10 protein-coding genes are annotated in these 15133 nt (G+C 43.4%); 1 reads left to right on the top strand and 9 read right to left on the bottom strand.

What is annotated here, in order from left to right; all coding sequences use genetic code 11:
* Window positions 1-19 precede the first annotated feature (19 nt).
* From DX873_RS14005 to DX873_RS13990, 4 genes are all read right to left on the bottom strand, one after another.
* Window positions 20-802 (bottom strand): outer membrane lipoprotein-sorting protein, encoded by a 783-nt coding sequence (locus tag DX873_RS14005; RefSeq protein WP_116185101.1) that lies wholly within the window; start codon window positions 800-802, stop codon window positions 20-22.
* Between the two features lie 25 nt (window positions 803-827).
* Window positions 828-3206, bottom strand: a complete 2379-nt coding sequence (locus DX873_RS14000) for an efflux RND transporter permease subunit (protein WP_116185100.1) — start codon at window positions 3204-3206, stop codon at window positions 828-830.
* Window positions 3207-3393: 187 nt separating this feature from the next.
* Complete coding sequence (locus DX873_RS13995; RefSeq protein WP_116185099.1) at window positions 3394-3993, bottom strand: TetR/AcrR family transcriptional regulator; 600 nt, start codon at window positions 3991-3993, stop codon at window positions 3394-3396.
* Window positions 3994-4054: 61 nt separating this feature from the next.
* Window positions 4055-5107: an alpha/beta hydrolase gene (locus tag DX873_RS13990; protein WP_116185098.1), complete on the bottom strand. Its 1053-nt coding sequence runs from the start codon at window positions 5105-5107 to the stop codon at window positions 4055-4057.
* An 87-nt stretch (window positions 5108-5194) separates the two neighbouring features.
* Here DX873_RS13990 and DX873_RS13985 point away from each other — a divergent pair, with 87 nt between their 5' ends.
* Window positions 5195-6448: an NRAMP family divalent metal transporter gene (locus tag DX873_RS13985; RefSeq protein WP_116185097.1), complete on the top strand. Its 1254-nt coding sequence runs from the start codon at window positions 5195-5197 to the stop codon at window positions 6446-6448.
* A gap of 1 nt (window position 6449) precedes the next feature.
* Here the strand turns inward: DX873_RS13985 and DX873_RS13980 are convergent, their stop codons facing one another.
* From DX873_RS13980 to DX873_RS13960, 5 genes are all read right to left on the bottom strand, one after another.
* Window positions 6450-8396 (bottom strand): OmpA family protein, encoded by a 1947-nt coding sequence (locus tag DX873_RS13980; RefSeq protein ID WP_116185096.1) that lies wholly within the window; start codon window positions 8394-8396, stop codon window positions 6450-6452.
* Between the two features lies 1 nt (window position 8397).
* The gene (locus DX873_RS13975) at window positions 8398-9387 is read right to left on the bottom strand and encodes a PorP/SprF family type IX secretion system membrane protein (protein WP_116185095.1); all 990 of its coding nucleotides are present in this window, start codon (window positions 9385-9387) and stop codon (window positions 8398-8400) included.
* Window positions 9388-9394: 7 nt separating this feature from the next.
* Window positions 9395-13504: a T9SS type B sorting domain-containing protein gene (locus DX873_RS13970; RefSeq protein WP_181899516.1), complete on the bottom strand. Its 4110-nt coding sequence runs from the start codon at window positions 13502-13504 to the stop codon at window positions 9395-9397.
* 187 nt (window positions 13505-13691) lie between these two features.
* Window positions 13692-14573, bottom strand: coding sequence for an ACP S-malonyltransferase (gene fabD / locus DX873_RS13965; RefSeq protein ID WP_116185093.1), 882 nt, complete (start codon window positions 14571-14573; stop codon window positions 13692-13694).
* Between the two features lie 40 nt (window positions 14574-14613).
* Complete coding sequence (locus DX873_RS13960) at window positions 14614-15129, bottom strand: gamma carbonic anhydrase family protein (protein WP_116185092.1); 516 nt, start codon at window positions 15127-15129, stop codon at window positions 14614-14616.
* Window positions 15130-15133: the final 4 nt, after the last annotated feature.

Below are 15133 nucleotides of genomic sequence, written 5' to 3'. Positions count from 1 at the left end.
CAACTTATGTGAAATAAAACTACCTGCCCACTCTTTTCAGGGCAACTTCGGTAAAGTCTTCTTCCGCCAATTCGGCGCCAAAATTATATTCGCCGAAATTCAACAGCGTTTCTTTATTACTTTGATGGTTGACCATATTGAAGGTCAATGCTCTCCAAAATTTGTTTTTATAGAGTTTATAATCGCTATAGGTCAACGTTTTCAATAAGGCATTTTTTCGGTCATAGAATTCAACTTTTTCTAGACGATATCCTTTGTCCTTATTATAGGTAACCACTCTTCTAGTGTACCCCGACTTTGGATCTACAGGGTCTTGTTCCACTAGCAACAATTCTCCTTCTGCCTTCAGAAATTTGTATGCATATTTTTCCACCTCTTGGGAAGAAAGGTCCTCATAGGCGAACTCGCTTCCTACAAAAGGGCCTGATTTATTATTGGAAGATATCCGCTTCACCCTTTTGATGGACGGCAAATACAGCCACTGGTCATCTGCTCCCACTTTGTGGGTAAAGGTCAGGGTTGCCGTTCCCTTAACATCTTTTGGGCTTTCAAAAACAATCAGGGATTTATCCCCATCTTCGGTAAGTTCCAATGTCTGTGTGGTCAAAAAACGCTCACTAGTCTGACCGTTCTTGTTCTTCAAGGTCATTTTGAGCTCTACAATGGAGCTTCCAAATCCTTCGTCTGCCTTTTCTGCCGCTTTGGCAATTTGCAATCCACGTTCTTCCGCCGATTGTGAAAACCCAACGGCAACCGTAAAGAAGGCACTAAAAATCGCTATTAAAAATTTACTTTTTCTCATCTGATCTGTTTGTATTTGAATTGATTTATTTATCTAATTGAACTTGTACTTTGGAAGCTGAAACAGCTTCCTTTTTCTCTTTGCTGACCAAAATCAAAAGTGAGGGCAACAAGATGAAATCTATGATCAATGCCGCCACAATGATGATTACGGTAATACGGGCCATATAACTGTTCAAGGCAAACGAGGATGTGGACAGTACCACAAAACCAGCAAGAAGTACCGCAGTAGTTGTTACCAATGCTTTTCCAACGGTTTCAAAAGCATAGATGATTGCATCCTTGGCATCGTAACCCAATTCCCTTCGTGCACGCAGGAACTTGCTCATGAAGTGTACGGTATCATCAACAATGATTCCCAGTGTCATACCAAAAACAATCACCATTCCCGTGTTGATGGTTCCTTTGAGGAGATACCATAGTCCAAATCCTACCAGTACAGGCGTTACATTGGGAATGATACTCAACAGTCCCAGCTTAACGTTCCTCAAGGCAATCATGAGTACCAAAGAAATAAGCAATAGTGCGATAATGTTTCCTTTGAACATGCTCTCTGCTTGTCGGAAACCCAATTTGGAGAACATCAAAGTTGGACTCACCCCCAACGAATGCATAGCTTCAGGTGCATTGTCTCGCAACCATTTTTCTGAGCGTTCTGCAAAAGCTATCATTTCTGCGCTGGAGTTGTTTTCTAATGTTACCGTAACCCTAGATTCCGACTTGTCCACATTGATTTGATTGTTCAAATCCAGTCCAAACGGAAGGGATAGCTCATATAGCAACAGATATTGTGCAGCCTCTTCCCTGTTGTCCGGTACCCGATAGAATGATTCATCATCACCATGCATTGATCGATTCACCCTTCTGGCCACTTCGCTAAAGGCATTTACATGGACCACCTCTGGTTGTTCATTCAACCAATCTTCAAACTGATTGAGTTTTTGTAGATACTCCGGATTGTTAATTCCGCCACTTTCTCCACTTCCCACTGAAAATTCAACATTATAGAATCCAGTGAGGTTCTCATTGATAAAGTCGCTGTCTTGTCTAAACTGAACGGTAGTGTCAAAATATTCCACAAACTCATCATTAAAGACATTCTTACTGGCCAAATAGGCCAACATTCCAATTACGGCAAGGGAAATAACGGTCAACTTAACTGGTTGCCCAACCACATATTCACCCAATCTGGTATATCCGCTAATTTTTGGTGTGGTCTGTTTTTGAACCTTTTTAGATTTCCATATAGGAAAAATGGCCATCAACGCAGGCAATGTGGTAGTGGAAAACAAAAATGCCATACACATTCCAAATGCCACAGTATTTCCCAAATCCCAGAATGGAGGCACATCGCCATAGTTAAGGGTTAAAAAACCTATTACTGTGGTTAAACTGGTAATGAAAACCGGCATAAAGTTCATTCGCATGGACTCTACCAATGCAGCTTTTTTATCCAGACCATCTTTTCTGACCTTTTGTAAAAAGGTGATGAGAATGTGGATACTGTCTGCAACGGCCAAGGTTAAAATCATGGTCGGGAACACCGCGGATGGTGGGGTCAGTTTAATTCCGTTCAACCCTACAAAGCCCATCGCGCTTATTATTGAAAAGATAACCACGATGAGTGTAGCCAAGGTGGCAAAAAGGTTTCGGGTCAGAATCAGGGTAACGATTACCACAATCAACAACATGACCATAGTAAGCATCAAGTCCTTTTGGGCCGATTCAAAGAATGCCGTGTTCAACGGTACCAAACCTGTGGTGTACACGTCAAATTCTGGATGTTTTTCCTGGAATTTGGCAATCATCTCCCTCGTGGCTATTGTAACCTCTGGAATCTCCGCCGCACTGTTCTCGCCGGGTAGACGTACTGTGATATTGATTGCAGTTACACTCCCCTCAGTATTGATGATTCGATGGACCAATAAAGGCTCCTTTAGGGCCTTTTCCCTAATTTCCCTGATTTCGGCATCAGTTTTATTGGCCGAGTCATAGGAAAGGTCGTCCACATAAAGATCATCACCATTAGCGCTGGTATGTTGAAAGTTGGTGACTGCATCCACTCTAGACGAGTATGGTGTATTCCAGGCTTCAGCGGTGAGCTCCTCAATAGCTATCAGGTTCTTTCGAGTGAAAACATCTCCATTCTTGGGAGCAAGCACTATGATTACGTTGTCGTCCTTGGTGTATTTCTCCTGAAGGGCATCAAAAGCTTCCAATTCCGGATTGGATTCACTAAAAAAGACATGATAGTCTCCATCGAATTCCATTTTGCCCTGGGAACCAAGTCCTAAGGCCAGTAAAATGGTGAGCAGTAAAACGGGCCACTTGAATTTAATGATAAAATTGGCCCAGTTCTTGGCAAATGCATTGGTTGCATTTTTGGTTTTCTTGATTGCGTTCATTGATTAAGGTTTAATTTGATGTTTTGTTTTTTGACGGTTTGTTTTGATTGGATTGGACAATATTTTTAAATATTTTGATTAATAGTTGTCCGGTCAACTTTTAATAAAACCAAATAATCCTAAGATTATCTTCCTGTTTAAGTTTTACTTAATTGACCGGTCGTCTATACAAACGGCAAAAAAAAATTTATGAAAACATATATCTTCTCACCATGTTTAAATAGTTGTCAATTGGATAAGAGCTTTTCAACTCTTTCATCGAGGTCATGGCTCCTTTACCTGCGTCTTCAAAGAAAGTGACAATATCCATGGGATCCATAGAACTATCGATTTCTCCTTTCTCCTGCGCCTCTTTCACCACTTTTGCAATGGATTCTTTAAGAATGGCTTCCTTCACCACAATGACCTTCCTAATCTTCTCACTGTGTTCCGCCATCTCATTTCCAAGGTTACTGGCCAAACAACCCATTTGGCAATTAAGCTCCTCTTTAAGAATCTTACAGCGAAATTCATTGAAATCCAACAAACGTTGTTTTGGGGGTATACTGGCGTCTTCCAAAATTTTCTTGGCACATCCAAAACGTTCCCCGAAATAATACTCTATCGCTTTTACGGCAAAATCCTCTTTGCTGTCATAATAAAAGTAAAAGGACCCCTTAGGTACCCCAGCAGCTTGTACTATATCATTTACGCTAGTAGCATTGTAGCCCTTGGACCAAAGGATTTCCATTCCCTTCTCCAATAAATCATGACATTTTCTTTCTCCTTTCTCCGTTTTACTCTCCATCACATTGCAAATATATGACCAGTCGTCTAGCGACCAAAATTCTTAGTGAATTTTAACATTTCTACATCCTTATCAAATCTTCGGCTTTTGTACCAACAGCATCTAAAAACGTAACCTTTTCTAATCCTATTATTTCTTCCAAATAGTTTTCCGTTTCCGTTTGAACAGATTCTAAATCTTTGGAAGTGACATACGATGTCATTACATGGTCTCCTGTCTCCGGAAAGGCCTTTTTCCTCTTCTTATCCTGAGGTGTTCCCAATTCATCAAACATTTTAAGCATAGCGGCAACAGAAACCACCTTGTCCTGAATGGAATCATTTTTATAAAAGTATCCCATGAACACAGGTTGCTCAACTTTTTGAAAAGTTTCAGGCTTCATGGTATTGTCCACCATAGCTTGAAGATGGGTCAAGGCTTCTACCCTGTACTTGGTGGTCCAGTACTTTTTCTTTTCTTCATTGGCGTCAAATTCATGATAATCACTTTTCTTGACCATCTTGGCCAATTGAAGTCCCCACGGTCCAGTCAACAATTTCGCGTTTTTATCATAAATCTCAATATTGGGAGAATACAACAACAGCCCAACAATGTCCTTGTCTCCTCCCACTAGGTGCAAGGCCAAAGTACCTCCTGTAGAAGTTGCCATGACAATAACTTTATCTCCCAATTGTTTGGCCACAGCAATGGCCTCCTTAGCAGAGTCCAGCACCATATCTGCCGTTAAATTCAACATTGCTTCTTCCTCATCCAATCCATGGCCAGCCAATCTCGGTAGGTATAAATTACAACCGTATTTTTTTGCTATATCCGTATGCAAAGGGTGTCCTTCCATTTGGCTCGCGGACCATCCATGTAAATAGACTATGCTGTATTCTGTTTTGGAGGGGATACTATCAAACCAAACTATTCGAGCCTCATTGTTTGATTTAATGTTAGGGACGGTCTTTTCCTTGTTGTTTATCCAATCCTCCAGTTCTTCCAAATTTGTATTCACCTCCGGCAATGTCCTGTCCAAATTTGGTTTTTCCACCCTAGGACCTACAAAGAATAGTACAATAAGAATAATTAAAACAATCAGCAGGCCTTTAACAAATCTTGAAATCAGTTTCATTTATCTCTTTAAATTGACCTAGCTATTTAGAAGTTTTTTTGGAGTGCAATAAATATACTATTTTAGGCAACGTACTTCTTATTTTCGATGACAAAACTAAAGACTCTGCTCAAAGTTCTTGGTCCCGGGTTATTATTTGCCAGTATGGCCATTGGAACCTCTCACTTGGTACTTTCTACAAAAGCCGGCGCACAATATGGATGGGTAATGGTAATTCCCATAATACTGGCCAATCTGTTTAAATATCCTTTTTTTGAATTTGGAATCCGCTATACTACAGTCACTGAAAAAACTTTAGTGGAAGGGTATTTGAATCTAGGAAAAAAATATCTCTGGATCTATGCTTTTGTAACCCTGATATCCACTTTCACTATTTTGGCCGCACTCTATGTGGTCACTGCGGGACTTTTTATGAACTTGTTCGGTATATCCGGCATGAGTGTCAGTATGATTGCCTTATGTCTTTTTTTACTTATCAGCTTGTTGCTCATCATTGGAAAATATCAATTCCTGGAAGATTCGCTTAAAGCGGTCATTTCCATTTTGTTTGTGGCTTTACTGATTACCACGGTCATGGTACTTCAAAAAGGTGTGGTTCCAGGTTCTGAAAGTTACCAGCGACCAGAAATTTTTAATGAAACTGGCATCCTCTTCTTAATTGGTCTAATGGGATGGATGCCGACAGCGGTTGAGGCCTCTGGTTGGGTAAGTCTATGGAGCATTGAAAATCTCAAGACCATGAAAAACAAGCCTTCATTGGGACTAGCGCTTCAAGAATTCAATGTTGGCTATTTTCTAACCGCGCTTCTTGCCGTTTTCTTTATGATCATTGGCTGGATGACCTTGTATGGCACTGGCACGGAGCTCAGCGGCAGCGCCGTTGTATTTGCCGATCAGGTGGTATCTCTTTTCACGGTGCATATTGGAAATTGGGCCTATATCTTAATTGCCGTAGCTGCCTTTACCACCATGTTCAGTACGTGTATGACCGCTCATGATGCAGTCTCAAGAGTAAGTATTGATGTTTTGGAAAAGCTCTTTCCCACGCAAAAAGCATTTAAGGGCAAAAATACGTTTGCAGTTACCGTTATTCTAATGGCCCTTGTCAATTGGGTGGTAATAGACCGCTTTAGCGCCAATATGGCCAACCTTGTGGCTTTGGCCACTTTTGTTTCCTTTGTTTTTGCTCCCTTGCTTGGGTGGATGAATCTGAAAACCGTTGTTGGAAAGGATGTCCCTGAACCGTATAGACCAAAACTGGGACTTAAAATCTTGACCTATTTAGGTATTGTGTTTCTTTCCCTTTTTGCGCTGTACTATTGTTGGGAAATAATTGTCTAATCTAGTTGAAGAGTACATTATCATTGAGCACTACCACCAGAGACCTTTGATTCTGTTGATGCAGTACTTCTAGACAGAATACTCCATTGGTACAGTTGTTCAAGATCTTATCTTCGCCATAACCAATAGAATACAAAATGCTTGTATTGGGAACACCCTGTTGTATCAGATATCTTTTTATGGCATCCGATCTACTTTGGGTCAATCTAAAATTGGTACTGCTCCCCCCTCTGCTATCGGTATAGGTCTCAATTCGTAATTGGGCAGATGGAAACTGTTCAACGAAGGTGACTACTTTGTCCAATTCCTTCTTGATCTCATCGGTAAGGGCAGTTTGTGACTTTCCAAAGAGGAATTTCCCCATCTTCACCACTTTTTGTCCTTCTTTTTCCTCTACCAAATCATCATATAAAGAAATTTCAATATCATAAGAGGAGTTCTGTAAACCCTCCAGTTCTTCCGAACTCAATTTTTTGGAGAAGGTCGAAAACCGTTCTTTGGATGACTCCAAAAGTACTTCTTCCTCCCAAGGAATTTCCATTCTATAATTGCCTTTGTCATCAGAATAGGTTTCCGCCAACATAGTACCATTGGAGCTCCACAATCTTACGGCGGCCCTGTCCACAGTGCTAGAGTTATCATAGGGTTTTACCACTTTTCCTTTGAAGGTCAAAGTTCTCAGTCCAGGTTTTTCATTCACTTTAAACCCATACAGGTCATCTCCTCCCTTACCTCCAGGTCTGTTTGAGGCAAAATAGCCCAAAAGCCCCTCTCCTTCGTTTCGTATGATCAGACCAAAATCATCATCGGAAGAATTAATCTGATTCCCCAAATTAATGGGAATACTAAAACTTTCTCCTTGAACAGTGGATTTGTAGATATCCATACCGCCAAGCCCATAAAAAACATCGGAAGAAAAATAGAAGCTGTCTTCAAAAACAAAGGGGGCAATCTCGTTGCCAGGCGAATTAATCCTAGGTCCCAAGTTTATTGGTGCAGACATAATCTGTCCATTATTGGTATAGACGTAATAAATATCCGTTCCCCCATAGCCATCTTCAAAATTGGCAGAAAAATAGAGTTTCCCGCTAGCTTCATCATAAAATGGATAGTAAAAGGAAGTACTTAAATCTTTCAACAACAGTCTAAACGCACCATTTGTTGTCTGCATTCCAATGGATAGTGCATTCTTTCCATTGTCATCAAATGCCAGCTCACCATCTTCTGTATTGGAAAGCACATAAAGGACACTGTTCAACCTTTCAGAATAAAATGGCGTGGCCTTGTGGTAATTAGAACTGGGAATACCTTTAAATGGTAGCGCACTGACCACTTGTCCATTGGGCCTCAAATTCGCTTCATAAATATTGAGATAGCCTTCCCCAGCAGGTTCGTACCGTCTCTTTTTATCCAAGGTCCTTCCGCTGGAGAACAACAGTTTTTCCCTGTAAAATGAAGGCGCAAAATCTGATTGAGGACTATTTCCGGTAAGATTGAAGATTTGAAAGTCCATTTCTTTCCTCATATTCCCATTCTCCAATAATTGGGTGTTGAACTCAAAATTTTCCAAAAACTCCCTTTGAAATTGGGTAGACATGGTTGCCAAAAATGCATCCATCCTTTCTTTATCCGATGTCTTTGCCAAGCTTTGCAAGAGTTTGTTGAAGTGATGGGTTCCCATTTCAACTTCCTTTTTGAACAAATCCAAATACGTTTCGGAAGCTTTATTAAAATTATTGGTCTCAAAATAAGAATCCGCCAAGTTCAATAACTGTTGATCGGTCAAGGCATTTTTTACCATCTCAGCCTCATAGGCTCTTACGGCGCTTTGATATTGGTACTGAAAAAAGTAATCATCTCCACTAGACCTTTTGCCTTGAGCAAAACAGAAGACCATTCCCATAAGGAATATCAATGAAAAAGAGTGTACTTTTTTTACTGTGTTCATACTAGAAAAATCTTGGGGAATCTATTTGTTTTGGCTTACCTTTTAATTTTTTCGTCTTTGTTTTTGAACTGCCAGATCCAAAACCACCCCTTCCAATATAGAATTTCAAAATGGCCTCATGAGACCCTCCGCTATATTCACTAAGTCCATTGGTGTTGTAATCGTAGGAATAGCCAATGAACAGTCCATTGGAAATCTGAAAGCCTGCCAAGCCACTCACTGCATTATCAAATCTATATGATGCTCCAATGGTCAAAGCATCAATAAATTGAAAATTGGCAGATAAATTGACATTCACTGGAGAACCAGTCAGGTAGTTAATCAAAAAAGCAGGTTTAAACTTGGTTCTATCCGCAATTTGGAACACATACCCTCCTATCGCATTAAACTGCATATTGTCCTCAACAATGGTGGCCACTTCGTCATTATACAATCCATTGGTCAGAAAATTGGGCACAGAGACCCCAAGGTACCAATCCTCCTCTCCATATAAGAACAAGCCTGCTCCAACGGTTGGGTAAAAGTTACTGAGATTCTCTCCTAAAATAGATGGGTCCGATGGATCTACAAATGACCCCTCAGAATAGTCCAAACTTAACAAGGAGCCTCCTGCTGATAATCCAAAGGATAATTTTGTATTGTCCGATAGGCTAATTTGATACGAATAGGATACATCCAGATAAGTTTGATTGGAAGGTCCCAATTCATCATTGACCACATTGAGTCCCAACCCCATCTTGTCATCCCCAAAGGGAATGTTGGCACCGAACCGCAAGGTTGTGGGAGCTCCCGGAATATCTATCCATTGAGCGCGGTACAATCCTGCCGCCTCCGCACTTTCCACGGTGCCTACATAAGCTGGATTAAAACTACCTATATTGTACATGTACTGGGTGTACTGGGGTTCTTTTTGGGCATTGGAAAAAGAGAATCCACCAATGATAGCAATCAAAGCTATTCCAAAGTTCCGTAATCTGATATTCTCTGGCATTCTCTATTTATCTAATGATTTGAATCCACCCTTTTACTACGTCGTTATCACTGTTATCCGTGGTATCTAGATCCAAGATATAAAAATACGTTCCTTTGGGAAGTTCGCCATTGCTTCCTGTACCATCCCAAGTACTGTCGTAGCCTTCCATTTCAAATACACTATTTCCATAGCGATCGAACACCTCAAGCCTATTAGCCTGAAATTGACTATGTCCGACCAATATCAATCTATCATTCTTCCCATCGCCATTTGGCGAGAAAATATTGCAAATGGTACCGGGGTCTTCACATTGACTGCGGTTTACTTGGACAGAAACTGAAGCCGTGTTGTTAACAGCTACTCCATCCGTAGGGAATGATGAAGTTATAGATGCTGTATTTTGCAATTGGCCCGAAGCTGTCACCGAAACGGTTATTTCCAATGTGACGATTTCTTCCGCTGTCAGTTCATCCAAAGACCAAATCCCAGTAGTTTCATCATAGGAACCTTCTGCAGTTGAATGGGAAACGTACAGGAACCCTTCAGTAAGAAGATCACTCACTTCAATATCAAGAACACGGTCCATAGTAGTGTTCTCCAAAGTGATTGTAAAAGTAATATTGCTATTTAGTAACGGTTGATCATTATCAACTTCCTTGGTAATAGCCAAATCGATTGGGTCGGGATTACAAGAAGGTGTTAGGAACGGGTCGCAAGGATCTAATGGATCTGTAGCCGCTTCAGGCACTGCCGTGGTGCTGGAATCATCTACTACCAACACTTCCTCTCCATCGGTCAATCCATCTCCATCTGTATCAGGATCATTAGGGTCAGTTCCCAAAGTATTTTCTTCCCCATCAGTCAAGCCATCTCCGTCTGTGTCCACAATACAATCACTTACTGAAATCGTAACTTGTACAGAACTATTGGTACACGGAGCCGTTGCTCCTGTTGTCGTATATTCAAATACATAACTTCCTCCTGGCAAGCCTTCAAAATCTACATTGTTTTCCGCTCCAATAGTAAGACTGCCATTTGATGGGTCTGTTATGATTGTCCACGTACCTGGGTCTTGACCGGTCAAGGTGGTATCCAAATCAATTACTGATGGACCTCCGTTGCCTGTTACATTACACGCGAATGTGTTGGTTGGTGTTCCTGCAGAAGGCTCGGCATTAACGGTCGCCACTACCTCTATACGCTCGGTAGTACATCCATTGGCAGTAGCCTCCACATAAAAAGAAGTTGTGGTTGAAATCACTGATGTCTGAAAGCTACTTCCTGTTCCCCTAACTGGTCCTCCCGTTGGGTTATCATACCAATTCAATGTACTTCCATCACTTACAGAAGCGGTCAATATCAAAGTTCCTTCGCCACATCTTGTGTCCCCAGAGGTGCTATCGATAGTGGGGGTTATATTTCTTTGCAAGGTTACCTCTAATGTTGGACTTGCACAATTATTAACATCGTCATAGTAAAAACCATAATAAATTCCAGGTGCCTCCGCATTAACAAAGTTAGATCGATGAGCCAACTCCTGTAAAGGGTCTGGATTCGTACTCCAGGTCAATTCGCTTCCAGCCGGAGCTATGCTGCCAGCTGTCAAAAAATCATTAAGATTAACCGCTGTCGGCTGACCATCATCAATTTCCTGCTGTGTGAAACAAAACTCTATTGGTCCCGGAGTTTCCAGTTCAGGGGCAGTATTTCCAGCATTACATGGAATAGAACAATCTGTTACAGTTATTGTTAGATCAACACTCTGGTTCACACAAGGCAAACTAGCACCTGTAGTGGTATATGTGAATGTGTAAAACCCTAAGGGTTGTCCATCAAAATCCACATCAGTTCCTATAATCGTGATAGACGCTCCACCTGGGGCATTTGTTAAAGCCCATGTTCCTGCATCATTTCCAGAAATCCTGTCATCCAAATCTACTGTTGTATTTCCATCAGAAGAATTGTTGCAAACTCCAAAATTATTGGTAGCTCCAGGGTTCGGTGTAAAATTCTGTTCAACAATAACCTCTAAAGTCGGGCTTGCACAATTATTCAACGCATCATAGAAAAAACCGTAATAAGTATCTGGAACAGTTACAGTATTTGTAGGCAAATAATCTCCCGTTACAGCAGTATTTGGATTCGTACTCCATCTTAAAACAGCTCCTACCGGAGGTACACTGTTTGTATAGTCATCTAAATTCTGGGTGAAAGAATCACAAAATGTGGTTACGGAACCGCCAACAAAAACGGGCGGGATTGTACCGGCAAAACAAGTATTTTTAGTAGCTGTATCGGTAACAGCTCCTCCTGTTCCATTGGTATTGCTCAACGTTACACTAAGTGTAATCGTTCCATTTGAAAGCCCGCTCAGGTCGATCCCCGTGATGTTGTCCGTGGCAGTGGCGATAACCCCCGTGTCCGAGACCGGTATGCCCCCGCCGTCACTGCTGAAGGTATAGGAGTACGTGGCGCCAACCTCAGCTCCCGCAAAGGTGAAACCGACCGCGCCCTGGTTCCCCGCATTGATAGGGTCTTGGTCGATCGTCACACTATAGCCCGAGGGAACAGCGGTGTTCTTCGTTGCGGTGTCCGTGGCGGCAGCACCCGTACCGTTGGCATTGGCAAGGGTGACGCTCAAAGTGACCGTGCCATCCAAGAGACCGCTCAGGTCGATCCCCGTGATGTTGTCCGTGGCAATGGCGATCAATCCCGTGTCCGAGACCGGTGTGCCCCCGCCGTCACTGCTGAAGGTATAGGAATAGGTCGAGCCCACCTCTGCTCCGGCAAAGGTGAAGCCGACCGCCCCCTGGTTCCCCAGATTGATCGGGTCCTGGTCGATCGTCACACTGTAGCCCGAGGGAACAGCGGTGTTCTTCGTTGCGGTGTCCGTGGCGGCAGCACCCGTGCCATCCCCATTGGTCAGGGTAACGCTCAAAGTGACCGTGCCATCCAAGAGACCGCTCAGGTCGATTCCCGTGATGTTGTCCGTGGCGGTGGCGACAACCCCCGTGTCCGAGACCGGTGTGCCCCCGCCATCACTGTTGAAGGTATAGGAGTATGTGGCGCCCACCTCCGCTCCCGCAAAGGTGAAGCCGACCGCCCCCTGGTTCCCCAGATTGATCGGGTCCTGGTCGATCGTTACACTGTAGCCCGAGGGAACAGCGGTGCCCTTGGTCGCGGTATCCGTGGCAGCAGCACCCGTGCCATTGGCATTGGCAAGGGTCACGCTCAAAGTGACCGTGCCATCGGCCAGACCACTCAAATCGATCCCCGTGATGTTGTCCGTGGCAGTGGCGATAACCCCCGTGTCCGAGACCGGTGTGCCCCCGCCATCACTGTTGAAGGTATAGGAATATGTGGCGCCCACCTCCGCTCCGGCAAAGGTGAAGCCGACGGACCCCTGGTTCCCCAGATTGATCGGGTCCTGGTCGATCGTTACACTGTAGCCCGAGGGAACAGCGGTGTTCTTCGTTGCGGTGTCAGTGGCGGCAGCACCCGTACCGTTGGCATTGGCAAGGGTGACGCTCAAAGTGACCGTGCCATCCAAGAGACCGCTCAAATCGATCCCCGTGATGTTGTCCGTGGCAGTGGCGATAACCCCCGTGTCCGAGACCGGTGTGCCCCCGCCATCACTGCTGAAGGTATAGGAATAGGTCGAGCCCACCTCTGATCCGGCAAAGGTGAAGCCGACCGCACCCTGGTTCCCCACATTGATAGGGTCCTGGTCGATCGTAACACTGTAGCCCGAGGGAACAGCAGTGTTCTTCGTTGCGGTGTCCGTGGCGGCAGCACCCGTGCCATCCCCATTGGCAAGGGTGACGCTCAAGGTCACCGTACCATCCAAGAGGCCGCTCAGGTCGATCCCCGTGATATTGTCCGTGGCAGTGGCGATAACCCCCGTGTCCGAGACCGGTGTGCCCCCACCGTCACTGTTGAAGGTATAGGAGTACGTGGCGCCAACCTCAGCTCCCGCAAAGGTGAAGCCGACCGCACCCTGGTTCCCCACATTGATAGGGTCCTGGTCGATCGTAACACTGTAGCCCGAGGGTATCTGTCCAAATCCTAAATAAATACCGAAAAATGCAAATACAAAAAACAGAAATCTTCCTTGTCCATAGCTGGAAAAAGACATTTGAGAGGTTCTTTTAAGGAAGGGCAACATTACCTATTCTATAATTTTCAGTGTCGTTCTTTTTTGTCAATTGGTTGGTTATTTGGGAGAAGTCAATATTACTAAAAAACAAAGGAATGCCCGCAACTTTACGGATTAAATCTTAGTTTCTTGGGTGAAATACCTTTTCGGTAGGAAAAGCCCTATTTTAAATGACAGCCGAGGCTGTTTCCACCTCTGATTCTATCTTCCGAACCAATCCTTGCAACACCTTACCTGGACCAACTTCCACAAAGGATTTTGCTCCATCTTTAACCATTTGTTGAATACTCTGGGTCCATTTTACCGGAGCGGTCAATTGAAGGATCAGGTTCTTTTTAATTTCATCGGCATTAGAGACCGCCGTAGTGGTCACATTTTGATAAATGGAACAGCTAGGAGCATTGAATTCCGCACTTTCAATAGCTGCGGCCAACTCTTCTCTTGCAGGTTCCATTAATGGCGAATGAAAAGCTCCTCCCACTGGCAACAACAAAGCTCTTCTTGCTCCTGCTTCCTTTAATTTTTCACAGGCGAGATTTACGGCATCTACTTCTCCTGAAATTACCAATTGCCCTGGACAGTTATAATTGGCAGGAACCACAATTCCATCGGTTTCAGCGCAGATTTTTTCCACTATATCATCATCTAATCCCAAAACTGCTGCCATGGTACTGGGTTGTAATTCACATGCTTTTTGCATTGCCATAGCTCGTTGGGAAACCAGTTTTAATCCGTCCTCAAAATTAAGAGTGCCATTGGCCACCAATGCGGAAAACTCCCCCAAGGAGTGTCCAGCAACCATGTCGGGCTTGAAATTATCTCCGAGTACTTTACTGAGAATCACAGAATGCAAGAAAATAGCAGGTTGGGTAACCTTGGTCTGTTTTAAATCTTCCGGAGTCCCCTCAAACATAACATCCGTTATGGAGAATCCCAATATATCATTGGCTTGTTCAAACAGTTCTTGGGCTTCAGGGTGATTTTCATATAAATCTAAACCCATTCCCACAAATTGTGCTCCTTGTCCTGGAAAAATATATGCTTTCATCTAGTTCGGTTTTGAGTGGTGCTAAAATAGGGATGATTCTTTAATCCTCCTTAAACCAACTGGAGTAAGTTACATAGTTATTTGCAATACGGTCAATTTCCCCAGAGGTCAACTCTGGACTTACATCTTTTATTTTTCGTGCTGGCATTCCGGCATAAATACTTCCGGCTTCAACATGGGTGCCTTGTGTTACTACGGCCCCGGCTGCTATTATGGAATTGCACTCCACCACACAGTCATCCATTAGGATGCTGCCCATTCCCACCAATACATTATCCTTTATGGTGCATCCGTGCACTATTGCGTTATGTCCGATGGAAACATTATTGCCAATAGTTGTGGGTGATTTTTGATAGGTACAGTGTATTACAGCTCCATCCTGAACGTTTACCTTGTCGCCCATTTTAATATAGTGCACATCTCCCCTAACTACGGCGTTGAACCATATACTACATTGGTCTCCCATATCTACTTCGCCAACTATAGTGGCATTTTCTGCGATATAGCAATCCTTTCCAATTTTTGGGGCCTTTCCTCTTACGGGTTTGATTATCATTTAT

Source organism: Flagellimonas nanhaiensis (assembly GCF_003382275.1).
Classification (GTDB): domain Bacteria; phylum Bacteroidota; class Bacteroidia; order Flavobacteriales; family Flavobacteriaceae; genus Flagellimonas; species Flagellimonas nanhaiensis.
Note: the sequence above shows the minus strand (reverse complement) of the source record. Positions and strands in the feature narration are given on the sequence as shown.

Coding starts and splice junctions, on each gene's coding strand:
- DX873_RS14005 (WP_116185101.1), bottom strand. CDS start 802: ATGAGAAAAAGTAAATTTTTAATAGCGATTTTTAGTGCCTTCTTTACG.
- DX873_RS13995 (WP_116185099.1), bottom strand. CDS start 3,993: ATGGAGAGTAAAACGGAGAAAGGAGAAAGAAAATGTCATGATTTATTG.
- DX873_RS14000 (WP_116185100.1), bottom strand. CDS start 3,206: ATGAACGCAATCAAGAAAACCAAAAATGCAACCAATGCATTTGCCAAG.
- DX873_RS13960 (WP_116185092.1), bottom strand. CDS start 15,129: ATGATAATCAAACCCGTAAGAGGAAAGGCCCCAAAAATTGGAAAGGAT.
- DX873_RS13975 (WP_116185095.1), bottom strand. CDS start 9,387: ATGCCAGAGAATATCAGATTACGGAACTTTGGAATAGCTTTGATTGCT.
- DX873_RS13980 (WP_116185096.1), bottom strand. CDS start 8,396: ATGAACACAGTAAAAAAAGTACACTCTTTTTCATTGATATTCCTTATG.
- DX873_RS13985 (WP_116185097.1), top strand. CDS start 5,195: ATGACAAAACTAAAGACTCTGCTCAAAGTTCTTGGTCCCGGGTTATTA.
- DX873_RS13990 (WP_116185098.1), bottom strand. CDS start 5,107: ATGAAACTGATTTCAAGATTTGTTAAAGGCCTGCTGATTGTTTTAATT.
- DX873_RS13970 (WP_181899516.1), bottom strand. CDS start 13,504: ATGTCTTTTTCCAGCTATGGACAAGGAAGATTTCTGTTTTTTGTATTT.
- fabD (WP_116185093.1), bottom strand. CDS start 14,573: ATGAAAGCATATATTTTTCCAGGACAAGGAGCACAATTTGTGGGAATG.